Raw genomic sequence first — 24,504 nt, 5'->3', positions numbered from 1 at the left:
TTGGACCTCGTTTGACATGGATTCAAAACGGCGAATATAATAGTGGCAGAAACAACATTGCGGTAGTTTTCCCGTATGCGACTGCAAATCGCATGCGGTTTTTATGTAGGATCAGGATTTGCTGCATGACCACCATAGAAAGGGAGCAGACAGTCCATTATGGCCATTAGTAAAAAGGATTTGCATGATCTTATTGAACGCCTTCCAGAACCAGAACAAAAAACAGCCTTTGACTTCCTTCAGTATCAGGTAGAGCGTTCGGGAAAGAAACCTGAGATTTGGAAAGAAATTGACATGCAGAAACCAGACGACGAGCCATTGACTGAAGAAGAATTTCGTCAATTAAACAGTGATGCAGGATATGTTGCCGGAGAGGATGGCAAACGTGAGCACGGCCTACAAGGGGGCACGTCACGAAACGGATATTTCTGCACGCTAAGCGTCTTGTATATTGTGAAACGCCTTCGCACGTCTAACTTAACAGCAATACTGTCTAAATTAACTATACCTCAATCTTACGTAAGGAAACCCAGTATAACAGCGTCAGAATAGGGTTAGTTGGAGATTTTTCTGACGTCATGATATGGATGACGTCTATGACTTCAATCTGACAGGACAGAGGCTTAACGTACGATTTGTTCCGTTTCGTGACGCGACCCCTTACACTTGTTAATATATGTGAGTATGTATATATACATCAATGTAAACTCCAGTAAAGGATGTTCGTCTTGATAAATCGACTTAGTGTTATGAAGTGGACCGTTTTACTTGGAACTCTATGCCTCTTTGCAATTGTTGCTGCGACAGAGGTCATTCAAAAGAACTATTTCTTTAATCCAATTTCTTTTTCACAAAACGATGTATTACATCTATCTTGGAAATCGTACACGAAACCCTTAAATATGCAAATCTATACTTTGACGCGACCGTACAGGAGTGTCATGGTAAAAAATCCGTCTCAGATTAGATATGTTTTTACAAAATTAGAGAAGGGTATTACGGGGAAATTTCATATTAACCAAATGTTAAACCCAACTGGGCTTTCTTACGGTATCATGATTCGTACTAGCAATGGTACCGTTCTTGAAAATGCAACCCTCTATCCAAATGACCGCGTGATTCAAATAGATACACAACATGGTAGCTACGCTGGTAGTGAGTTTATATCACTTAATCCCGCATTGTTGCAGTATCTGGACAAGAAACTTAGGAAAAGTAATTAAATACGACAAAAAGCCTACTGTTTGTGTTGATATACTTGACGCAGATTTGTGGACGGAAATTTAAAAATCAAATGAGGTCGACCATTAAAGATGGTTGACCTCAAAGTAAATGCATCACACTAAATTGTAGTTATCACTGAGTGCTCTTTATTGCGCGGGAGGAATGATTGTGTCATATTGATCTCCTGTTGTAGCATTATACCAATATTTCCCCATCCAATGTCGCATGCTTAGAACATGATCCAAAGGCAATACAAGGTCCCCGGCTGTATTTGATATCGTAAAACCAGGTTCTTCATAGTCTCCATATTCTGCGGGTCCAGACCATCCTTTATAAGACGTGTTCCATCCATCGGTCTTATAAGCTGTCCCCATTAATTGCACATACCGTGAACTGATAGTGTAATTCCATTGTGTACCAAAACTTATCGAACCGGTTCCTCCCTCCATCGGGCTCAAGTTAACATTTGCACTTACACTCTGGTTGTAAGAACTATTTTGCGTTCCTGGTTTGGCTTGTAGTATTTTCTGAACTGGGTAGTACTCTGTATTGTTTATTCCCTGCCAAGTTGCTGCATTTTGCCAGGAACTGTTCTGGGGATAGGTATTCATGTTTAATTTAACTTCCCATTCACTATAGCCACTTTGATAGTCAGTTCTTTGAAGTCTAGTGTCAAACTCGATCTGACCAATCAAACCCCAACCTGATTCATATAGGTTATAGGAGTTTGTATATCCATAATAATTAGAATTATATTTGTGTAATATGCCTCCTGTTTGTGAAGTGCTCGCACTCATGGGCTGAATCGATGAAGAAGTCGTTTTTCCAGCAATATTGTTCTCATAGAATATTTTGGCGCTCTTTAATATATATTTTATGCCCACATTCTTCTTATTGAAATTAAACGCCACAATTCGTGCACGGTTAGTCTTGGGGGATTTATACAGTCCTAGAGCTTGAAAATCACTGGAATGAATTTCTTCAGCGCCAGAAGTATTAAAGAGCTTATATATCAAAGAATCGGTTAATTTACCATCATTATTACCTGCTAGTACAATCAAGGAACCATTATTATATGCATTTCGGAGTTTTTGCATGTATGGGGAATTGTAAATACTATTAAATGCCTTTATGTCAGGTTTCCCTTTTTTATATTTTCCTGGTAAAGTCGCCGTTGATTGTCCTGGGATCAAGTTTCTGTGCACAACAATTATGTTAGCATTTAAGTTGAAATTCGAACTCTTTGTTTTTGGAGAATAGACTCTGTCAACTTGATTCTTAAATTTGCCTGAATTATCCGAATTATTCTTGACCAAGACCGTACTTGGATTCGAATTCGTTGAAGCAGCAAGTGTTGGGTGAGATGGGAAGGCCAATGCTCCTAAAGAAAGAGTAGCCAATGAGCTTAGTCCTAAAACAACTTTTTTCATAAATGCAAACCTCCCACTATAAATTAATGTTTTCTCCTATTTACTCTCTTATTCTCACGATTACGCACCTTGACAATTTGAGAGAGATTACCAGAATGCTAGATGTGCCAATTTTCAAACGGGTAGTCCGTAGCAGGAACAGAGATTGGTGCTATTTTACCAATACATGGAACATAATTATGTTCGCACATTTGGATGTCCACACGTTCCCTTGCGGTTTACCCTCCCATGTCACACTGGGTCTATGCCCTCACATTCCTTCGTACTACCTCTCAAGGGGTGGATGCCGTTTCTTGCTCCTTTACTGGGTCGTTGCCCTTATGGTGTAGATACTACGGCTTATCCGTGCTTCTGTTTGTCTTGGCGATTCATCGTGTACAAGCGAGTAAATCGAACTGACGAGTTTGAATCAAATCGGTTAAGCTGCCACCTGTAGTTGGGACCTCCGAAGTGGCCCCAGTAAATCCTCAGCGTTGTACTGAACTTGCTTTGTCCCCAATGTGTGTAGAACACGAATGAGTTTTCCACACAGCGCAATCAGTGACTGTTTCTTCTTCAAGGGATTGCACGTTCGGGTCGTGTAATAATCGTGCAACGCCTTGAACTCGGCGTTCTTGGCAACCATCGGCAATATGGCTCGAAAGAGTAGTGCCCTGAGCCGGGAGCGACCCCGCTTCGAGATTCCTGTTTTCCCTTTCCTCTTGCCAGAACTGTTCTCTTTCAGATTCAGTCCAGCGAGCCGGATAATCTGCTGTCCATGGTCGTATCCCCGTAGGTCGCCCACTTCAGCCAGGAATCCGGCAAGTGTCGTAAAACCCATTCCTGGCACACTGAGCATTTCTTCTGTGCCTGGAATTTGGTTCAGTAGTTGCTCTACCTGAGCCATGATTTCATCACGCTGCCGAGTGAACATCTCATACTGTTCTAGCAAAGCCATTAGTTCCAACCGAGCTGCCGTAAGCCCCTCTTTCAGACCAATAGACTTTTTAGCGGTACTCACAAGCCGTGTTGCTCGCTTCATACCGACAGCCCGCTTCACACCGCCCCTTTTCCACTGACCCACAATCTCGCTGGCGCCGAGTGAGACGAGGTCCTGTGGAAACGGAGACTTACGCAGTGTGATGAGTGACGTCTTACCTTCCCAGTCCTTAAACACCTGGGTGTATTCCGGAAAGAACCGGTCGAGCCAGTTCTGAATCCGCATTTGCACTTGCCCCAGATTCACCACGACCTTCTCTCTCAGGTTCATGAGGATTCGTAAATCCGCATAGATACCTGTTGGGAGTTTAGGCTCGGTGTACTTGCCGTCCTTGACGAGATTCGCAATAACCTTGGCATCCTTGTAGTCGTTCTTCGTTGGCGAGTTATCTTCCAACTCTTTGCTCTTGTTGACGTGGTGCGGATTCACTAGCACGAATCGAACACTCAAGTCTTGCATGAAGGCACCTAACGGAAACCAGTAGTGTCCGGTCGGCTCAACACCAAAGACGACATCCGTCTTGCCGTGCAGCCGTTGCAACTCCTTCATCCACGTTACGAGTTTCGTCAGGCCCTCATCGTCATTGTTAAAAACACACTCTTTACCGAGCTCAATTCCACGGAAGTCAATGGCTCTCGCCACATGGGTTTGCTTCGCAATGTCGGCTCCCACAATGATGGTAGTGTCGGTAATTTGTTGAATTCGTTGATTTTGCTTCTGTTGGATCTTATACTTCACGTTGAGCGTCCTCCTCAATTAGGGAATGAATGTGTCTGCATTCGGAACCCAGCATACAGGAGGCGCTCTTTTTGTTACAAACCCGAAATTAATTCATTACAGGAATGGCTCCATATACCATATTAATTTCTAGTATAACATATTTTAACTAATATAGTTATATAGATTATATTTGGGTAATTAATATTTTTATTAGATTTTTTTAACATAATTGTACGATGATACACGTGTTTAGTCTCGGATTATGAGTCCGGTACAGGTCAGCGGCTTAACGCTTGTAGCAGTATAAAAAAGACACTAAGACATTTACCCATTTGTAGAAGTCAAGTTTTTGTTGCGAGTTTTGATTGGAGTAGAAAGCAGAAGAATTCATGCATGAATATGTCTAGTATATATGTGTTGATCCGGATTCCGTACGTGTTCTTCTTAAACTCCCTCACTCATTAGGTATTTTCTAACGAATACTCGCTCATTTGCAAGATTTCATCACCTTGTGTATGGACCAGGAGTCACTGAAGGATTATACTGCCGATTCCGATCCGATTGAAGCGCATGCGGAAGCAGAAGGCGCTCTTGAACCTACAGCATCTTCCAAAACAATTCTTATACTGCACGCTTCTCTCCACATGTTCCTTGGAATCTACACTCCCACATCTCAACGGGTCGGTACCCTTACATTCCTTCGTCCCATCTAACCAAGGTGTGAAGTCCGATTCACGTTAACGCAACGGGTCAGCGCCCTTCAGTACAAGAGTCTCGGTACTCCGTGCTTTCTTTGTGAAATCCTGCGAATGAACCAATCTACGTATACTTAACTTCTCAGAGTTTATGCAGCTTTCAACTGTACCCTCTCCTCTATAAACGGCTGCCTGTCTCTCGCCATCGCGACAATCATTCGCGCCAACTTTCCAATCAGCTTCATGATAGATTGCATTTTGGTCATTCGTCTTACACTCACGTTTTCGACGTGCAACTGCTGAAACACAGAATGGTACGACAGCATCTGAGTAACTGCGAGATACAGGTGCTTTCTCAGAAGTGAGTTTCCTCGCTTGATTCTGGACGCCAAGAGTACAAATGATTCAATTGTTACGTTTCAACACACATTTGCAAAGAGCCCGTCGTACATTATTGGATTTGCACCAACGCCTAATCTACAAATCTTCTATCAAACAAATGAGTCTTTTCACTAGCGGGCTCCGGTTTTCCGTACAAGTACCCTTGGATTTCAGTACAACCATTTTTCATTAGAACTTCTGCCTCGTCCATGGTCTCGACGCCTTCAGCAATGGCATTGATACCGAGTTCCGATAGCAACTGTAATATCATCTTTACAATGCCGCGATTTTGATGCTCATTTTCCTTATCATCGTGGATAATCGATTTATCTATCTTCACATGGTCAAATGGAAAGCGTTTCAAAACACTTAGCGCAGAATACCCCGTCCCAAAGTCATCAAGACTCACCGAGAAGCCTGCTTCTTGTAACCTATGCAATTTTTCTCGCACGTCAGTTTCATTGCTCAAAAGTATGCTTTCCGTAATTTCGATCTCCAGCAGCCTTGACGGTATTCCATACTCCCGTACAACACGTAGAAAGTCTTCAGTAAAGTCCTGTTCATCTAGTTCACGCGGAGATATGTTCAGGGCGACGCGAATTTGATGGCCATTTTCCATCCACGAAGAGATTTGCCGGCAGACTTCCCGCCGAACCCACCGTCCAATCTCCACAATAAGTCCTGTCTCTTCCGCTATAGTAATAAACTCAGCCGGATACAGTACCCCACGGTCCGGATGATTCCATCTCACCAGGGCTTCGACACCTGTCACTTTATTTGTTCTTAGATTGATGCGGGGCTGATAATGCAAGAGCAAACCGTCATTTTGAAGGGCGTTATTCAAGCCTTTTACAGTCGCCGATCGTGTCTCAATTGCAGTGTCCATAGAAGTATCAAAGACTGTACATTGCCGCTTCCCTTTTCCTTTTGCCACAAGCATCGCGGTCTCTGCATTTCTTAACAACTCAACTAACGTGCTACCGTGCGTAGGATAGATCACTGCTCCCATACTGATAGTCGTTTTCGTTTCCCGACCATCAATAGAAATAGGACGAGAAAAGGTGTCTTGGAGTTTCTTACTGACGATCTTTAGTTCTCCCGTTCCCTGTATCGTGGGCACAAGTACCGCAAAAGCGTCGCCACCGATTCGAGCAATCATGCCAAGCCCCTTCAATGTTTCTTCCACCCGTTCAAGAGCAATTTTAAGATATTCATCCGCATAGGTATGACCCAATTGTCGATTTACTTTCTGAAAATCATCCATATCCAGGACAATGAGTCCAATTTCACTCCCGTTCTTCTGTGCACTGTCCCAAACGGTATTGAAAGTTTTTGCAAAGAGCATTCGATTAGCGACCCCTGTTAAGGGATCGTGATACAGAAAGCGAGTGATTTCTCGCCGGTCGTTTTCCTTTACGATTGCTACGTTGGCTAGATAAGCAAACGTCCCCATTATACGTAGATCATGCTGACTTGGGGGTTCAGGAGAGCGAGAGTAAATGTCTATCGTTCCGATGACGGTTTCATTTTGGTCAACAATCGGCTTGCACCAGCACATTCGAATATTCGAAGCACGGGCACTCTCCTGAAACTCTACCCACCTACTGTCGGTCAAGACATCTGCAACAATGACCGTTTCATTGTTATAGGCGGCAGCCGTCATTGGATTACACCAAGACCCTAACTCGATACCGTTCAGATTATTAACGAATTCCTTGGGCAAACGTGAACCAGCCCAGCACTGCAAAGTTTGCTGTTCCTTGTCCACCAGTGAAATAGAACAGAGTTTCCCTGGGAGTATATTCTCTACTACTGCTGTGATTTCTTCAAGGATATGGGTTAGGGGTTTCTGGAGTGCAATCATTTCGGAAATTCGAGATTGCCCGCGTATCTGTGTCAAACCTTGCTTTCGCTCGGAAATATCTTTTACAATGCCGTATGCTCCTACAACCGTTCCGTCCTCAATGACCGGCAAACCAATTAAACTCACTGGAATGTGATGTCCATCTTTATGGAGGACCTCTATTTCGGTGTCAACTGTGTCACCCTTCATCACGCGCGAAAAATGAATATCCATATCAGAGTGATATTCCGGAACTACAAAGCGGTAGAATGATTGACCCGTGATCTCGTAATATGTCTGCCCTATGAGAACTTCACAGGCCACATTACATGACAAAAGTCGACTGTCAGGAGCCACGGATACTACAGCATCCGGATGATTATCAAAGAGAGCACGATGCCATCTCTCAGTCACCGACAACTCTTTTTCGGCTTCCGTTCTCCTTGTAACATCTCTCGCCATGGCGACAATTTGAGACACCTGTTCATTCACATCGACTAGGGGAATCCAAATCACCTCAACCGATAACGGGGTACCGCTTGCACGAAGATATTGACACTCTACTTTGGTGGACTGCTTATGTTCAATCATCTCCACGAACTGGCTTTGCACTCTATCCTGATCCCAAGGATGAATTTGAGTCCATAACGAGTGTCCAATGTACTTCTTGGGATCAATGCCTAATAAACGTTTATGAGACGGAGAAGCGTACAACACAAGGCCGTTCTTGTCAACGATAGCGAACAAGTCTGACATATTCTCTGTCATCCAACGATATTTTTCCCCATTCTCGGACTGAGTCAGAGTTTGAAAATGAGCAACTGGCTGACATATCAGGTACGACATTACCTGAGTTAGTCCCTATAGTTTTGCGTCAGTACCTTCCGATACTTTTGCCGTTTATCAATTTGGCGCAACTTGTTACAATTTGACGATAATTGTAACAGAATATCAGCGGACTTCAATCAAAGCTTCCTCAATGTAGTAATTAGGATCAAGTAGCCACACCGGATTATATTGAACTTTCAATGTCATATTAAGAAAATCCCAATAATCAGATTCGCTACACAGGACTGCCGGTTTTGTCACTTGGACTCCATTGACATTGCATCTATAACTGATTGAGTGTATTTGAAAATTGTGGTAGATTGAATAAAGATCAAAAAGAAAAGGTAAACCAGCCGAAAGGTTGGGACACAAAATCACGGGGCTACCGCTATTTAGCCATGCTGGCCGGATTGCCGTTATAGAGATACAGAAGATATAGTGGCACATCCGGATGATGACGGATGTGTTTTTTGATAGGGGGACATAAGGGTGCAACAACTCAAAGATTTAATTGAACAATCACGGCACTGGGCCTCAGTGGAGCGTGGTACAATCCTCTTTTCACAGGTCGCACTGCTTCTACACGACGACTTTGGGCTGGATGCGGGAATGATGATCTATCGCAAGAAATTCATTCCCGAGGAAGAGGACCCTCATGTCAAAGTTTATTCTCCCTGGGGAATAGATTACACTGCAGAGGAATTGACACAATTCATATCCAACGGCAAATGGTTTTCAGGGAGTTCCTATAACATTTCTCAAAGGTGGTTCCACGTGTCAGAAGGTCCTCCCGTCTGGAGAAAGGTATGGGAAGAGGCTGGCGTTGAATATGTTAGCGCGTGGCCACTAACTGTAAAAGAGGAACCGGTAGGAGCCATCGTTCTTGGAATGTGCAGAATGCCCAGTTCTGAAGAAACTGACCTTGTATCTGCTTGTTCTACATATGTATCTCTTGTTCTTGAGATGTTGACCCTAAGACGAATCGCTGAGCACGCCAGTCGTCACGACAGTCTGACTGAGATTCTCAATCGTAGAGGTTTTACTGAAAAATTCAAACAGTTGGTGAATAGAAATGTTGCTAATCTTGTCGTTGGAGTCCTCGACGTAGATTATTTCAAGAAGATCAATGATACTCACGGGCATATTGCTGGGGACTCCGTGCTACAAGATGTGGCGCAATTACTGAAAACATCCGTTGGCAGCCAAGGTATCTGTGCTCGATTCGGAGGAGATGAATTTGTCTTCGCCTTGGAAACGGAGCCTTTAGACACTAGAGAAGTGACCAATAAAGTTATTGAGTGGTTTAAGGACAAAGCGTACACCGTCAGCGTTGGATGCGCAAAGTTAGGAATAGACGGGCGTGATTGGGATTCCTGTTTTCGATGCGCCGACAAGCGCCTTTATGAAAGTAAAATACCCAGTATTACGGATTAAAGACCAATGCTTTAACCGAGGACACGAGGAACATTAACGAAAATGGATTTCATCACCAACCTACGTTTCTGACTTCGTATGTTTCTTCTGTGAGTAAGCCGAGATAATCTTCGGATATTCCAGCACAATAGAGTATACATGAGGAGTTGGCAGATAATCGCTCGTTATGAAGAAATCCCACGTATTTCGGTCTGATTTTCCCCTTTTGATCTTCCAACCTTGAATACATAAAACTGGCTGAAAAATCGAGGTCTAAGTGCCTCTATCTTTCATCACGACAAACGGCATGGATAAATCCCTGTCGTTTCGCGGTCAACGTAAGAGCCGCCCGCCCTTTACCTTCCATAATTTCCCTAACGATTGAAGGACGCTATAGCCCGCAGCGAGGTAGAATGGGTAATCACAAGAAGAGTGTGTTTCCATCGTTCGTCCTTCATCACATCGTCATCAACCTATCACTCTGCCAGCAAAACCGAGACATATGGGGAGTATGGTACAAATGACACGGACGATCCATGGATCACCATGCATTTCTGCACTCGTACATTCAAGTCTTTTCGACGATTGTAAATCAAGAGACATTTTTGACTCGGATTAAGAGTGCTCTACACTTTAAGTGAAAGAGGGTATAAAGCCGGCCAAGTAGACCGGTTATGATGTTAAATCCTCTTCGTCGGTGAGAGAGGGACGCTCAAACACCCCGGTATATCCTGCAATTAACGCCTGTTCCTGTACGGTGAATAGATCAGCAAACAGCAAATCTAAAGCCTTTTCAATTGTAATTGATTGATTACACTTCAACCGTTTCGTCAAAGCATCGAGCATCTCACGATGAAGGCTATCGAGACGTAATGCAGTGCGTGGCTGGATGCGTCACCCCCATCAGCGATCGTGCTCGTCTTCTCCACCCTCTGAATCAATTTGCGCCTTTCTTTGCGTTCTACAATACATGTTTTATACATCTGAGGTTGAGTAACTTTACGAAACTGTGAGCGTGGCTTCTCTTTTCCGCACTGCTCGCAAGTAACAAGTTCTTCTGCCATATTTATGACTCCTATGAAACTAGATACACCACCATAAAATCTTGCTCTATCACATAAAATGGAACCTTCAGCACGTGTTGGATACAAGACACGGAAAAAGGAACGACACTCATGAAGGCATGATACGAGGGCATACTATAACGGGAACACGAAATTCCCAATGTGTGGAAATATCCAAGAAAAGACGTGGACTTTGGCACGATTACGCAGGAACGTCACTCGCCCGCATCGCGCACAAAATAGGCACACACGAGAGCACCTGTTGGTGAAAAATGTAAATCGTATTACTCGTACGTGAAAGACGTAGAAATGTCTGCGCGATATGAGTCCGATACCGTGATGACTGGTCGTAGGACCGCATCACCGCTTCGAAGTCCCACAATTCGTCCTGCAAAACATCGGACGGAATTTGCGAAGCCTGAATTATCTCGCCCAACTTCTGGTCCCGACATCCGCATCTTTCCGTGTTTTCTCCTTCATGAAATCACCTTCCTTATCTCGGTATGATTGCTCTTTCATACCTTAATCCTAGTCGCGCTTGACACGGGATTTCAAGAAAAGTTTCTGTGATTTGGCTATCGGTTTCATGGAAGATGTTCGTCTGAGAGTAGAGAAATACGAGAAAGCTTGCGTCCTTATATAGACGTCATGACGGTTCGTCACGTCATCGTCATAAGATGAAACTCTGCGACCCCAACCAGAAGTTTTGTAGATTCTCCACATTCAACTTGAAAATTATAGTTTGGATTCCCGATAATCCCACAAAGCAGGACATTGCCGATGAATATTCATGCGGAAATTGCCTACAACAGGCTTAGACACTCACCCTTACGTACCAAGAACACATCATTAAATACCTATGAAGTCTTTAAAGCTTAGATATGATGATATATGGCATTTTCAAGCAACCACAAACTGTAGCCGAACATAAATAGAAGTGGACCCGTTGCAAACAATGTCAGAAAATTCACTAAGTTTGTGTTGCGTTTGCGGACTAAGTAAATGATTAATCCAACAACAAGTTCAATAGCAAGGAAATCAAGCCACAGACTCTTCATTCCCAAAGCCATCATCAACCCGATCAAATTCCCTACAAGGACATTTCCCAACAGAAATCCGGTAACTCCATACCAAAAACCCTTAGGCAATAGTCTCTTCCACTTAAAAGCAAAGAAGAGCATACCAATAGTGACTAGATAACTCAACATCACCTCTATGCCTACGCCTATCCACTTCTCGGGGGTCATTGAAGAAGCGACAAACTTTAGGAAACCTCCAACAGACGTACTAATCAGTAATGGTATCAAACAAATCAGAAACGCCCAAAAATACCAGTATTTTTCTGATTTGAGTGGTTTAAGACGCACTGCTATGACGGTAAACAAAATCGGAAAAGTGATATTTCTGATAACAAATTCCGGCAAGCTCAAAGCGACCGCCACATGCCTATCGTAACCAATGATGTACCAGAGCCATCCTGCCACAATGTCGAATACCAACAACGTTAGCAAGATTATAGCCAGCAATTCAAATAGACGTTTCACCAACATACCACCTCATATGTACCTTAGTTAGGCTTAGGCACCCTTATGACGTCATCGTCGCCAATGTCGTATGTACGTTCTCATTCATGGCTCTGTTGGAATCTAGCTGTATTCAAGTCACACAATGCTATATTGATGAAGTCTTGAGGATAAGGCAAGGAATCATACAGGATATGACACGTAATCTGGTTGGCAGGTGCCTCCTGTAATAGGTCAGCATCCGCCAACCAGTTCAATCTACATCGTATTACCGAAATTGTCTTACGAAATCTATCAACTTACCACCATAAATCGTTGTTAGCAGGGTTCCACATCGTAAAAGAATATCTACTTGGGTCCTCACGCCAGGCGTCATATTGCCAATCATATCCATACAACGCAATATCGACGAGGTTGTCTTGCTCCCAATTTGGGTTAACATTCTTGAAATACCAAGGGTTTATGTTCCCTTTTGAAACGATGTTATTTGTCATTGTTTCACAGTCCCATTTATATGGCCAGAAGAAAGGAAGACAGTACTGTGGAGTATTATTCCACCAACTGAGAAATTGAGAACTCATTGCACTACTTTCACTCGAACTCCTTTTAATAAACACAATATTATTCAAATCGTATCCAGTAGTCCCGGTTTCAAGCCATTTCCGGAACTTATAAACGGAAGAAAAGTAGATGCCGCCACCATATTCTGTATAGGAGGAGGCGAGATCCCACTTGCCTGGTGCACCTCCCCATACATCACGCCAGCTATCTTGAGTAGTGTCGAAAGATTCATACCATACACCACCATCTGACAGAAGAATCCCTGCACCGACATGCCCGACGATTCCATACCCGTCGATACTGAAAACAGCATTACGGTTATTCAAAATGAATATTCCAGTATACGAAGAAGGTAAGTATTCACTACCATCAGGCGTAATAGTGCTCGATCCTGCTTTACCGCTTGTATGATTGGTTGATGTCTTGCCGTTGCTCATAAAATGGAGCGGAAGATTAGCCAGTCCCTTTTTTGCTTCGATGGCTTTGGTTGTCTTAACAGCCGCACTTTTCGGGCCAGAATTTTTATATTTATTTGTTTGAAAAGCGTCTATATAAACATGCCCTCTACTTAGAGGGTCAGCATCTATACCAGGGTCAGTCCATGTTCCGTTAGAAGTTACTGCCGTTTCTCCTTTAACAGTGTGTCCGTTAGAATCAGTCAATGTAATGTGTACTAAACAACCGGGGGTGCCTGTGCCAGATACTGTGTATTCTGTACTATTGGACTTTTTGATTGTTTCTTGCTTTTTTGACACTGTTGGAGCAACTGGGACTGTCGTATTCTTGGTTGTGGAGAAAGTCTTGTTTGTCACTGTCATTTGTGTAGAAATCTGTGTAGCGGCAATCTGGATCTTACCATCACTTAGCTGGCTTACATCTAGATTTCTAATAATCCAAACACCATGACTCCCGACTTCAGTGGTCCGCCTGACTCGATTCCCATGATTATCACTTATAGTCACGTTGATGGTATCACCAGAAGTCCCGGAACCTATAACTTCGTATGTCTTATAATTCGCCAGATTAATCGAGGAAGCGTAGATATTCATTGCTAGCGGTGTTGATGAGGACGATGAAGTCGTTGAGGTCTGTGTATCTGCATATGTCGTTGTAGGAACCACTAGAAGAGTACTCATAGTGAGAAGAGAAAACAATACTGTTATTCGAATTTTCTTACTACTATAGGCCATTTACAAGCCCTCCCCATTTTATTCAATTTTGCGAAACAACTCAATGACACTCAAGACTCACATTTACTTCTCTTGAACCGCGTAACTCACCTACCCCGCCGAGAGATATGGCTGCGATTCTAGACTCAGGAGCGTAACACGGCAAAATACAACATAGCCATGATGCTGTTACCGCAGAGTAATTTTTCACCCCCAACAAACTGTCTATTTATATATGTAGTATCTATCACAGTAAAACAATCCAGCGTTTACCATATCAGAACATAGACTAACTATCTATCTATCTTGAGAGTATGAATTTGCGAAAAAATTTGTTAAAATCTGTTTTAGAAGAGCATGAACTCGGGAATTACTTTAACATCGACGCAACAACCTTTTTCAGCGTTGCCTTATCAACAACAACTCGATTGATTGGATTGAATCCGTTAACTTTGTATACAACCTCGGTCGCGGGGTCTTTCCAAGAATATGTCAAGCTGACGTTTGTTCCAGTGCCATTCGGCAGGTTCTCTTCGCCGAAATACACTTTATGTCCATTTATCACTTCTGATTTAGCGTTCGATATAGCATTCGGCGGAATGATTCCACCCTGATCTGGCATCGTGTAGTCTTCATGAATATCAATAGTTGCCTGTCCCTTGCTAAATGAAATACTAAAATGACTTTCAACAGATCCTTGGGATTTGATTCCTGTTTCAGTTTGCCCAGAAGATGGTTCACTCGGCAGAAATCCAGGAACTCCGGTTCTCTTATCACTTGCTCCCATGGGTGCATCACTACGATTCGCCACTACCCTAAATCCTTCAGGAATGAAAGTTGGTACAGTGGGCTTGAAAGTAAGTGCTTTCTCGGCATCTGTCAGTGTGCCATATCCATTTGTACTGATTTCTGTTGGTTTATCCTTCTCCGGCACGCTGAGACTCACCAGAATCTTAATCAACTTATCGGTACTGTAACCCGCGGTGGCAGTATTCTTCATTGCACTAACAGAGTAACGGACCCCGCTCTTGGAAAATCCGACAGCTGTTTCGCTGCCGTCGCCTACTGATGGCATGTGAAGGATAGTTATCTTCAGCCCATCTTTGGTGACGTTTCTCTTCTGCATTTGAAAACTTGAACTAGGAGGTGTTTTTTGAACATGTACGTGTGGAGGTAAATTCTTAACAATTGCATGAGGCGATCGGGCTTGAAGTTTATTGTATAGTGCTTCTGGCATTTCTCCGATGGTGATTTCAGCTGGCATTTTTGCAGTCGTGTTTGGTTCAGACGATGCAACTTGGTTGAAAGCCTCAGATCCCTTATGCACAGAAAAACTTGGATTATACAAATCAACCGTGAAATCAACGTAGTGTCCGTCGGTAGTATCATCGCTAATCGCCACTGTTGAATGCAAGATTTTAAGTCCACCGGGAAGGTAACTTGGTAACATGGGTTGAAACCCCAGGGTTTTGATATAATACGCTTTCACTGCGTCTTCATTCGCCGGTTTGTTTGAAGTCGCTGATTCACTAGAAGATACATTACCTTCAGAATACAGGGAGGCAGAAGCTGTCTTTTTAATGTTATGCGCCAGAACTGAGAAGACTACGACTGCGAGCACAATTGAAGTAACAACTATGAACTTGGCTCCGTGAAAGAACTTGAAACGGTATTTTGGCAAAATCCAAACACCTGCCTCTCTTATTATCCTAAAATAAACAGCTTTTTCGCTTAACAATCCAAGCAAACAAGATAAATATACTATTAATGTATAATTATAATTTATTTATTATTTTATTTATGATTATCTGTCCATTAGTCTGGTTACCATATTATAGCATATTCGAAGCCTGAGTAACGTGCAGATGCCCTGTACAAAATTAGTACAGGCCAAAATTTACTCCATGAGTTATGCAGTTGCTGTATGAATTTAGTTTTTGAAAGCAATGAAAATTTTGCGAAAACAGTGAAATGGACTTGACTTTTCTGAAACACCCCAATAATCGCCGAGGAGGCTACTAACTGCCTATCTCTCAGTGATGTGGGTGTGAAATATGGCTCCTTTATGTGAACCACAGTTTAAAGACCTCTCGTCTTTCAGTAATGTCGGTGGTGTCCCGGTTCTCCGTACACTTTGGGACCGCTTCGACTTTTCTCTACTCTTGTCTCAGTCAGCTATTTTTAAAGTGCGTGGCGTGGCCACGTGGGTTCTCGCCTTTATCTATGTCGTTGGACTCATCAACCGCTGCCAATCTGTGAATGCGCTCACCTCATTCTTCAGCAAAGATGGATTGCTCAAGCGCATAACCGACATCCAGAATGTTACCTAGTCAGCTCTAAGTCGATTTCTGACGGGATTTGCGGGGTGGGATAAGTTCAACCAAAGACGCACAGCCCGTCTTGAGGAAGACTCAGACACCGCCCTTTCTGACGGTGATGTCCTGGCACTGGACGACACGCACGCTCCACACCCGTACGCCAAGGGAATCCCTTTTGTCTACTGGCTCTACGATAGTTCAGCAAAACTCTACACCTGGGCAATGAATATCGTGGCACTGCATGCCGTTCGTAGTAACGGAGTTGAGTATCCCTAGTCTTATGCTATCTGGAAGAGGCCCGAAAACGATGGAGACAAGAAGCAATCGAAACTAGATTTAGCATGGAAAATGCTGCAAGCTGTCCGCAAACAGGTCACGTGTCGCCTATGGGTGGTCATGGACCGCTGGTATTTTAGCAAACCATTCCTTGTGCAGTGCGAGTCAGTGAACCTGGACTGGGTGACAAAAGCCAAGCGGAATACACAATTGTTTCGCCGGATGGTTGAACCGGGGACTGGACGTGAACGCTTTGTTCCCATCCGTCCAAAGGCGCTTATTCAAGAAGTCTACCCGCTACTTATGGCACAGACACATATGGATGTCGCCTCCGTCGCCTGTGAAAACATCTTTATCAAGATGCCTGTGGCTTCAGTGAATCGACGGGGTGAGCCTTGTACGAAAATGAAATATGAACAGGTTGCCATAGTTGTTGGCAAACGTATGAAAACAGAGGAGAACGAGACCACCACCAAACCAACCGAACTGAAAAACCCGAACGCCCCAGTAGAAACGAACGACATAGCGGTAGAGTACAAAGGAGAGTACCTTCTGATCAGCAACCGCTACGATGCCCCCTCGGAAGTGATGGGAGCATGGTTAAAACGCTGGCGAATAGAAGTTCTATTTCGCACTGCAAAGCAAGAATTGGGAATGCTCAATTGCCACTCACCCAACGAAAACCACATTCACGCTCACCTAACTTTGCTGTTGACAGCTGAAACGCTTGTCCGGTACATAGCCTGGGAACAAAAAACAGCGGGCGAAGAAGATTGCACCCACGGCCAAGTGATCCGCAATCTACTCTGCATCCGCTGTCGTACCCGTCAAGCCGCTCGACGAAACGAGCAAGACTCGATTACGCTTGATCTTGACACAACAGCAAAACGTTTTGCAAGACTCATCCGAAAGTTTTGGCCACCAAAACTGGAATTGAGGTGGTTTGAACCTTCTAATACCCAGTTATTGAGAGCAACTGCATAACTCATGATTTACTCCTTGCAAAAGTAAGAAGTTTACAGAATGAGTTTGTTGCAGTGAAATCAATACCTATTATACCCAACTTGATTATAGATTCGCTATTGACTCCGTTAATTATACTTCCATTTTATAGAACCTGCGAATATTCATCCATAATTGAAGACAAAATCTATGCATTTTTCTTGAGAGCCTATCCCGATAAGTAAGAGGAGACCGATGGTGTACGGCCTACACCATCGGTCAAACGGTTATCAAAATCGTTTTGTTTTGTGTGTTTACTCTTTACGGTCATTCGTATCAACTGGAGATTTGTCTTAACGCCTTTTACGGATTGCCCGGATTGAACTTTGCTTTTCCCGTCACCCATTTCGCCGGACCAGGACCAATGTAGTGCCACCGCCCGTCTTTATACACCCAGTTCGGATTATAAAAGGGTTTTTCTCCAAACATGGTTTCTCCAGGCGGATTGGAAATGACATAGGGAACGGGCTCAGGTGCATTTCCTTTTGCCGGATTGGTGGGAACCGATATCTGCACCACGTTATCCGCATATGTCGTTTCTACCGGATTGTGTGCCGGGTTCACATAGGCCGTCCAAAATATCTTATAGTTCGGGTCCTGTTCCCACTTCGGCAACCCAGCTGCGTTCAAGCCCGTAGAGATGTAATCTGTACCGGCTGGCACAGTCACCGTCAACGGTGTCGAATCATGTGCACCGAGGACAATCGGATAGTCATGTGTCGCCTTCACAGGTGTGTCTTGCCAAATCTTCATGTCTCCGTCTTGTACCTGTTTGGACTTCATCCCTTGGTACTGGAATTGAAGTACGGTATCTACAGGTACAGAACCATCATTGGACACATCGAACTTTTGAACATAACTCTTTCCCTGGTCTATATATTGGGGAATACCCGTTGCATGTAACACCAGGTTCAGTGGCGAAGTAGCTGTACCTGTGTCCTTCGTCCAGGTCACGGTGACCGTGCTACTTTGTGTGAGAACTTTGCCGTTAGAAGATACCACCTGCGTGATATACTTATCAGTCTGCGGCGTCTTTTTGCTATCCGACTCGGGCAACACTTTTGACCACGTGAAGTCCTGCGCAGTATAGGTGCCCAGGATTTTGTTGGATGAAACATTCCTGATGATGAGCTTGGCTTGTGGTGGAATATTCACACCAACCGCCTCTAATCTCGTTTTCGCCCCGACCGGTAGTGACGTTGGAGAGGCACTCAGCTGCACCGTTGGACTCGGCCAGTTCCAGGTGACAGATGCGGTAGCATGGCCACCTGCAAGATGCCCCTGACTGCCGTCGATAAACACTTCATACACTTGTGTCGTCGGTCTCGATTCCGCGACACTGGCTGTCATCGTCGTGACACCCCAGCCACCATAAGCCACGTGGCCACCGGTCGTTTTGTCCACTATCTCCAGTCGTTCTCCGGAACTGAGTGTCCCACTCTGGACACTCGCGGTCAGGGTTGAATGATGGTCTACCGTCAATGTTTTCGGATAGGCGCTGATGGATTCGGACGGCCACTGCCAGGAGACCGTAGCCTCGGTGCCGCCGCCGTTCCATGTGGTCCCACCAGAGAGCCAATTTCCATTCCTATTGGTGATAAATGCCTCACACGTCTGTCTCGTTGGCGCAGACTGTGTAACTTGACCCGAAAAGCTGCTCACACCTTCTTGACTCCATCCAATCACGTTACCACCGCTTGTCGTATCCCAGATCGTAAGCTTGTCCGTAGGCGGGAGTGTTCCAGATGGAACCGAAGCGGTAACCGTCGTAGATTGATTGGTGAGCAAACTGGTCGGTGACGCTGTTACTGTGATTTTGGGCCATATCCACGTCACCCAAATCCTGTTCCCGCCACTTATCCAGTGACCGGCGCTGTTGGTCACGTAAACCTCGTACTGGTGAGATTGTCCACTTTCATAACGAACGTTAGCCGTCACCTTCCCGCTGCCCCAGCCTCCATACGCTACGTTTTGCCTTGCAGAAAGATCGTAAATCAAGAGCCGCTGATTGGAAACAATTGGACCGGGCACAGTCCCGGTGACCTTCGACGTTTGGTTCGTGTAGACAACAGGTGGCGACGCACTCACCTGCGTAATCGGATTCACTGTTCCAGAATACGTCACATAGACTTCCCACTGCGTGGCAATGTTCGGTAAAGACACTGTACTCGAGTATTTCTGCCCCCACGTCCAATTGGGCCGCTCATAGGTGATGTTGAGACCTCTTCGATACTCGTTGTAATATCCCGTGTCGGACACCCACCAGCGACGATGTACGCCATCATGATAAACATAAGTTGTTACGCTCGGCCAGTTGTTGGCATTCTGTGGCGAAGAGTCTGCCCAAGTTTCACTTATGGCAGTCCAGCCTTGCGTACTGTCAGGCCATTGACCATAGTAATTAGGCGACCCGTTAGGGCCGTAGTAGTCATGTACCCACTGAGGACTGTTACTGTACCTAAATGGACCCCTACCGTCACCTCGATACAACGTAGCACTGTTCGCTAGCCATCCGATGATAGGATAACCCCAAATGCTCAACTCTACCGGATACCCATTACTACCTTTTACAATACTACCAACATACTTCGTCGCACCGTAGGAATAAGATTTCTGTTCGGATTGAGATCCAGATACCTTGTACGGAGAACCAGATTTACCAAGACTATAGGTGCCATGCATTCCACTCGCAGAATCTGTATAAGACATTTCGTAAGTATCAGGGAAGTTAGCATCTGTACCTGAGTAATATGGTCCTTTCTGAATAGTGTGTCTCAGCGTAGTGCTACGATTAGTGATGTCATTCCTTGGTTTCAGAGTTACAGATGTAGCATGTAGAGTACCTTGATAGCCACCCTGATTGTAGTTGTATGTCGATGAATATTCCCCCCAACTCGCAGTGGAGTAGGAATCTGTGATAGAGCTTTGGTAAGTCATACTTCTTGAAATACTACCTTCATCAACCTTAATTGAGCGCGTGTTCGCTGCACGTGCCACATTCGGATGAAGTGTACTAAAAGCCACGACAGACAGAGGTAAACTTAATACTCCCAGTAGAATGCGAGACCATTTCACGTTTATCGCCCCTTACGCAGAGACTCTGGAGTGAATTAGGCACCCGTTGAGACCTTCGGTGCTTCTAATCCAATCTCTAAGAAAGCAAGAGTATATTTTTTAGTGGTTGCGTTATACCAGACATAGTAATGCCAATAGCAAGATTCTGGATTAGTGGCTACAGGAAGTGTTCTGTTGGAAAACCAATTGTTTATACCAACTTGAGTGTTCGGTATGCTAGAGAAATTCTTAACCCATGTTCGCTCTTCACTTACAGCCCATTTTTGGGTTGTACCGCTAAGAGTATCTTCCCAAGGAGTTAGGCTATTCAGTGCTGTTTTCACTGCTGATTGTGACTTCGTACCTTTAGCCATATCGGACGTTAAATTGTCAAAATAAGATATTTTCTTTCCCGAATAAGGCATGGGATCGCTATTAAGATAATTCGTAGCCCACACATCTTCACCGGAAGTCTTGGGCTTCGTGTTCGTCGGCATTGAACTGGTCTTTGACGTACTTCCCCCACTGGTACTCTTCGTCGTAGTCTTCGTTCCCGACGATGATGTTGTATGATTGGACGGACTCGAAGAGGTACTCTGTGTCGACGTAGCTGTCTTGGACCCGCTTGAAGACGGTGACGTCGGTTTGGTCGTTGCAGTGCTTGTACCACTGCTATGATGACCCGAACTTGACGAGCTGCTGGTTTTCGTTTGTGCTGGCGCAGTCGTGGTTGTCCTTGACGTATGCATGTCAGTAGATTTCGAAGAGGACGGCTTGGCTGGTGATTTGCTGGGTGTAGACTTCGTCGAGCCCTTTGTCTGAGATTGAGATGTGGCCTTGTTGAGCGTGGCATACATCATGCCGTGCAAGTACTGGTCTTCAGTCTTCTGCATACCAGCAGTGTTTGTCACAGCACTGATAGCAGCACGTGATGTCACATTGTTTTTCGCCTGGCTGGATGCTGCCTGCGTGCCACACCCGGATATCAGACCCACAATCCCCAATACCACCGCTACACCATTCCAACGCTTCATGACAATATGCCCCCTACCGAAATTTACAATTTCTCACACTTAAAATGCCGCATATTCTTATTTTTAGATAATTATGATAGATGTCACCTCTCACCTACCCTTTCGGTACGACATCCACACGTACATTTCCATCTATGGCAGCCTGTGAGGCAGCCGTCGCATCACTTACTGGCACAGCGACGATAATCTTGTTTGGCGCGGTAGAATTCGCTGTGATCACTTGCAGGATCCGTACGTCAGAGGCAATGATACCGCCACTTGTGCCACTATGAGCCCCTTGCGTTGCACCTACCAGGTCTACATGCATGCCCGGTCGAAGGTCTTGGATGCTAAATCCCGAATTATTGAGTGCAATGGCAACAGCTCGTTCATTGGTAGATAAACGCATAAATACAGACTTGTGAGATACCGTCCCTGGAAAGACCATCTCTCCTGCAACCAACCCCGTACGGGTGTACTGTCCAATCACGTTCGTTGTCTTGGTCTCTGGACGCGTGTTCAAGTTCACGAGGGCACGATTCTCTATCCGTACATCTGCATGGGTGATTTTTTGATACGGCGATACATTTCGAACCGCCACGACCACGGGCGTGAGATGCTTTGCATTGAAAACCTGTCTCTGCCCAAGATACCCGTTCCAAGGCCCACCACACCAATGATCCCGACGAGAACACCTGTTGTCTTATGCACGTTTCCCCCTCCACTTCTTCTTCGGTTGCACGACTTGAGAGACAACATCGACCTGCTCATCCTCCAGGACCTTGCACGCCTTGAACAGCTTCTTGCCAACAATCCGTTGCATGAGGCTTCTGTCGTATGGCAACCCGGTCACCTTATACCCTTGTAACAAGGCACGTACAGGCCGGTCCTCTATTTTGCTATAGGGTTTGTTATAGTTCAGCACAAATTCCACAGCAGACACACCTGGCTCTCCCCCTTCTGTTCTCAACTTCCGAACATATTCTTCAACGCGCTGATAGCGTTTTGTATCCGGGGTCACCACACAAATGTACTGTGTGGCAAAGTCCAGTGCTGTCCGATGCAGGGGCAAGAACCCTTGCGGCAAATCAATCAGGATGACCGGATAGAAACGACGGTATTCGATGATCGCCCGCTCCAGCTGCTTGCGGGAGATATGATTCATCCTTTCCCCTACGGGGCTCGGGAGGATTCGAATGCCAGTTTCTTTGTCCATCGCCAGGAGCGTATCCAGATACGCTTTCTCAGATTTCACGCTATCAATTTCAGCGATGGTATGAGATACATCCAACCGGAACGCATTGGCGATGTCCCCCTGCGCATCCGCATCAATAATGACCACAGGGCCATGCTTCGCATAGTGACTGGCCAAATGCGTGACGAGGGTCGTTCGCCCCTCGCCGCCTTTCGGACTGGTCACGCAGATGACACGGGAATACGTGGGTTTGTGATCCAATTGTCGTCGTGCAGCAACGGCAGACATGGCTGTGTCCGGGGGCCCTTGTGTTTGCGGTGTAACCTCTTGCTTTATCGATTCAAAGTCAAAGCCCACCAGTTGTGCGATTCTGCGTGCCGTCAAGGGATGGGACACCAAATCCCGTACACCCAGCTCGACGAGCGGGCCCCATAAACTCACCGGGATCCGTTCCCCTGTTACGTACAGCAGTGCCGTAGGATAGACCCGGTGAAGCCGTTCCACAGTCCCAGACAGGTCCTCCGTGGCATCCACATCCAGGAGAATAGCGTCCACATGCCCCTGTTGTTTCTGGATACGTAGGACACCTTTCAATTCAACTGTAGGGAACGCGTCTCCTTTGGGGCTCAGCAGCTCGCACGTGGCCCTCGCCAGTTCCAAATTCGGGTCAATTACGATGAACGTTGGTCTTTCCACAGTTGTCCCTCCCGCTGTTTGGATAGTTCACTGTATAAATGCATCATCTCCTGGGCCAAGTCCTCCTGATCCACGACCATAGGTCGCCCTGTCCAGATCGACAGCACTTGTTGCGTGGGCGCGTCGGCCAATGTCAAGTTAGGCGGGGCCATCAGGACATCTTCGGCCTGAATCGGCAATCCGTCTGGCACTCGGTTCATGACGACGAAATGCGGCGTGGCATCTACATCCAGGCGCTGATTGTGCGCTGGGTCACAGTCCCGTACATCAATCCATGTTTCGACCCGTTCCAATGGCGGCTCGGACATCTTCGTCAGGTCCACAATGACCGTTTGCGACAAACTCATCCGGGCCGCCAGGACCCACTCCTCCTCTGACATGGGCGTTGTGGCAATCCCCACTTTGACACCAAAGTGCCTCGCTTCTTCTCCCTGTCCTTTGAGCACCATCCTGCGGGTCTCCTTCAGATGGGTCCACGCGGCCAGTGTGGTATCCTCTGCATTTATCAACACCACCTCTGGATTCCCCTGCTTCGCTAATGCGGTGGCAAAGTTCCAGGCGAAATAGCTGCCCCCTGCTGCCCCGGACGAAGTCACACCAATCAGATGATTGTCCGGAATGGCGGGTTTTCCGCCGAACAAAGGACTGCGGCGTTTCCCCTGAGTGTCCTTCATCGGCAGCTTGACTTTCGACTGCTGTAATTTGGCCTTTCGGTTCACCCAGTCATCGAAATACGCCACGACCTTTTCCAAGACTTCTTCTCCGCCAACACCCTCTCCATCACTGGTTAACACAGCCCAGGCGTGATGCGTTCTTGCCACCTCCACCGCCTCATGCCCTTCTTCATCCAGGTTGCCAACAATCGCAATCACATCTGTCCCACCAGCTGCTGCTGCCTCAAGCGTCTCTCCAAATGCTTCAATCCCTACATCCGAGCCAGCTGCCCGTCTGGCCACCAGAACCAGGTCTACGTCGACCCCAAGAACGTCGTCAGGTGACCGTATCCCCTCCGACGCCACCTCCATGAACTGGCCCAACTCCCCGCGCAGCCATTCTTCTGCCGGCGGATTCTCTACGGCCAGTGCCAGAATGGGGGTCTTCCGTTCCAAATTCACCATGC

The 24,504-nt window shown here is 45.6% G+C and carries 16 protein-coding genes and 2 riboswitches; of the genes, 4 read left to right on the top strand and 12 right to left on the bottom strand.

The annotated features are described in order from the left end of the window. Positions 1-159 precede the first annotated feature (159 nt). Positions 160-552, top strand: a complete 393-nt coding sequence (locus tag GI364_RS24830; RefSeq protein ID WP_233096007.1) for a hypothetical protein — start codon at positions 160-162, stop codon at positions 550-552. 389 nt (positions 553-941) lie between these two features. Further along, positions 942-1,223, top strand: a complete 282-nt coding sequence (locus GI364_RS24825) for a hypothetical protein (protein WP_233096006.1) — start codon at positions 942-944, stop codon at positions 1,221-1,223. Between the two features lie 147 nt (positions 1,224-1,370). On the opposite strand, the gene GI364_RS04235 is transcribed toward GI364_RS24825, so the two are convergent. The 3 genes from GI364_RS04235 to GI364_RS04225 form a co-directional block, all read right to left on the bottom strand. Beyond that, positions 1,371-2,654 (bottom strand): hypothetical protein, encoded by a 1,284-nt coding sequence (locus GI364_RS04235; protein WP_198852457.1) that lies wholly within the window; start codon positions 2,652-2,654, stop codon positions 1,371-1,373. Between the two features lie 418 nt (positions 2,655-3,072). Further along, on the bottom strand, positions 3,073-4,359 hold the full coding sequence (locus GI364_RS04230) for an IS110 family RNA-guided transposase (protein ID WP_198853844.1): 1,287 nt from the start codon (positions 4,357-4,359) through the stop codon (positions 3,073-3,075). A gap of 1,161 nt (positions 4,360-5,520) precedes the next feature. Continuing rightward, positions 5,521-8,118 carry a bifunctional diguanylate cyclase/phosphodiesterase gene (locus tag GI364_RS04225; protein WP_255524575.1) on the bottom strand — a complete coding sequence of 866 codons (2,598 nt, stop codon included), beginning with the start codon at positions 8,116-8,118 and terminating at the stop codon, positions 5,521-5,523. Continuing rightward, positions 8,086-8,180, bottom strand: a riboswitch (cyclic di-GMP riboswitch). Its footprint overlaps the gene before it by 33 nt. 253 nt (positions 8,181-8,433) lie before the next feature. Beyond that, positions 8,434-8,518: riboswitch (cyclic di-GMP riboswitch) on the top strand. Between the two features lie 71 nt (positions 8,519-8,589). On the opposite strand from GI364_RS04225, the gene GI364_RS04220 reads away from it, so the two are divergent. Further along, the gene (locus GI364_RS04220; RefSeq protein ID WP_198852455.1) at positions 8,590-9,534 is read left to right on the top strand and encodes a GGDEF domain-containing protein; all 945 of its coding nucleotides are present in this window, start codon (positions 8,590-8,592) and stop codon (positions 9,532-9,534) included. A 1,918-nt stretch (positions 9,535-11,452) separates the two neighbouring features. Here the strand turns inward: GI364_RS04220 and GI364_RS04215 are convergent. The 3 genes from GI364_RS04215 to GI364_RS04205 form a co-directional block, all read right to left on the bottom strand. Beyond that, positions 11,453-12,121: a hypothetical protein gene (locus tag GI364_RS04215; RefSeq protein ID WP_198852454.1), complete on the bottom strand. Its 669-nt coding sequence runs from the start codon at positions 12,119-12,121 to the stop codon at positions 11,453-11,455. Positions 12,122-12,399: 278 nt separating this feature from the next. Next, the gene (locus GI364_RS04210) at positions 12,400-13,851 is read right to left on the bottom strand and encodes a hypothetical protein (protein WP_198852453.1); all 1,452 of its coding nucleotides are present in this window, start codon (positions 13,849-13,851) and stop codon (positions 12,400-12,402) included. 349 nt (positions 13,852-14,200) lie between these two features. Further along, the gene (locus tag GI364_RS04205) at positions 14,201-15,568 is read right to left on the bottom strand and encodes a hypothetical protein (protein ID WP_233096005.1); all 1,368 of its coding nucleotides are present in this window, start codon (positions 15,566-15,568) and stop codon (positions 14,201-14,203) included. An 865-nt stretch (positions 15,569-16,433) separates the two neighbouring features. Here GI364_RS04205 and GI364_RS04200 point away from each other — a divergent pair. Then, entirely contained in the window at positions 16,434-17,408 is a 975-nt protein-coding gene (locus tag GI364_RS04200; RefSeq protein WP_255524676.1) for a transposase, read from the top strand. Positions 17,409-17,729: 321 nt separating this feature from the next. Here GI364_RS04200 and GI364_RS04195 read toward each other — a convergent pair whose 3' ends face one another. The 6 genes from GI364_RS04195 to GI364_RS04170 all read right to left on the bottom strand — a co-directional run bounded on the left by GI364_RS04195 (position 17,730) and on the right by GI364_RS04170 (position 24,502). Beyond that, positions 17,730-20,501 carry a hypothetical protein gene (locus GI364_RS04195; protein WP_198852450.1) on the bottom strand — a complete coding sequence of 924 codons (2,772 nt, stop codon included), beginning with the start codon at positions 20,499-20,501 and terminating at the stop codon, positions 17,730-17,732. A gap of 35 nt (positions 20,502-20,536) precedes the next feature. Continuing rightward, positions 20,537-21,514, bottom strand: coding sequence for a hypothetical protein (locus tag GI364_RS04190; RefSeq protein WP_198852449.1), 978 nt, complete (start codon positions 21,512-21,514; stop codon positions 20,537-20,539). A gap of 94 nt (positions 21,515-21,608) precedes the next feature. Next, positions 21,609-22,094 (bottom strand): CpaB family protein, encoded by a 486-nt coding sequence (locus GI364_RS04185; RefSeq protein ID WP_198852448.1) that lies wholly within the window; start codon positions 22,092-22,094, stop codon positions 21,609-21,611. Continuing rightward, on the bottom strand, positions 22,037-22,204 hold the full coding sequence (locus tag GI364_RS04180; RefSeq protein WP_198852447.1) for a hypothetical protein: 168 nt from the start codon (positions 22,202-22,204) through the stop codon (positions 22,037-22,039). Before GI364_RS04180 ends, GI364_RS04185 begins: the two co-directional genes overlap by 58 nt. Continuing rightward, positions 22,197-23,384: a CpaE/TadZ family protein gene (locus GI364_RS04175; protein WP_198852446.1), complete on the bottom strand. Its 1,188-nt coding sequence runs from the start codon at positions 23,382-23,384 to the stop codon at positions 22,197-22,199. Before GI364_RS04175 ends, GI364_RS04180 begins: the two co-directional genes overlap by 8 nt. Then, entirely contained in the window at positions 23,360-24,502 is a 1,143-nt protein-coding gene (locus GI364_RS04170; protein WP_198852445.1) for a hypothetical protein, read from the bottom strand. Before GI364_RS04170 ends, GI364_RS04175 begins: the two co-directional genes overlap by 25 nt. Positions 24,503-24,504 lie beyond the last annotated feature (2 nt).

This window comes from Alicyclobacillus sp. SO9 (assembly GCF_016406125.1).
Lineage (GTDB): Bacteria > Bacillota > Bacilli > Alicyclobacillales > Alicyclobacillaceae > SO9.
The sequence above is the reverse complement of the archived record's forward strand: the minus strand, read 5'-3'. Positions and strand labels throughout refer to the sequence as shown.

Excerpts from the sequence above, each read along its gene's own strand:
- GI364_RS04170 (WP_198852445.1), bottom strand. The coding sequence starts at position 24,502 with ATGGTGAATTTGGAACGGAAGACCCCCATTCTGGCACTGGCCGTAGAG.
- GI364_RS24830 (WP_233096007.1), top strand. The coding sequence starts at position 160 with ATGGCCATTAGTAAAAAGGATTTGCATGATCTTATTGAACGCCTTCCA.
- GI364_RS04210 (WP_198852453.1), bottom strand. The coding sequence starts at position 13,851 with ATGGCCTATAGTAGTAAGAAAATTCGAATAACAGTATTGTTTTCTCTT.
- GI364_RS04225 (WP_255524575.1), bottom strand. The coding sequence starts at position 8,118 with ATGTCGTACCTGATATGTCAGCCAGTTGCTCATTTTCAAACTCTGACT.
- GI364_RS24825 (WP_233096006.1), top strand. The coding sequence starts at position 942 with ATGGTAAAAAATCCGTCTCAGATTAGATATGTTTTTACAAAATTAGAG.
- GI364_RS04190 (WP_198852449.1), bottom strand. The coding sequence starts at position 21,514 with ATGAAGCGTTGGAATGGTGTAGCGGTGGTATTGGGGATTGTGGGTCTG.
- GI364_RS04235 (WP_198852457.1), bottom strand. The coding sequence starts at position 2,654 with ATGAAAAAAGTTGTTTTAGGACTAAGCTCATTGGCTACTCTTTCTTTA.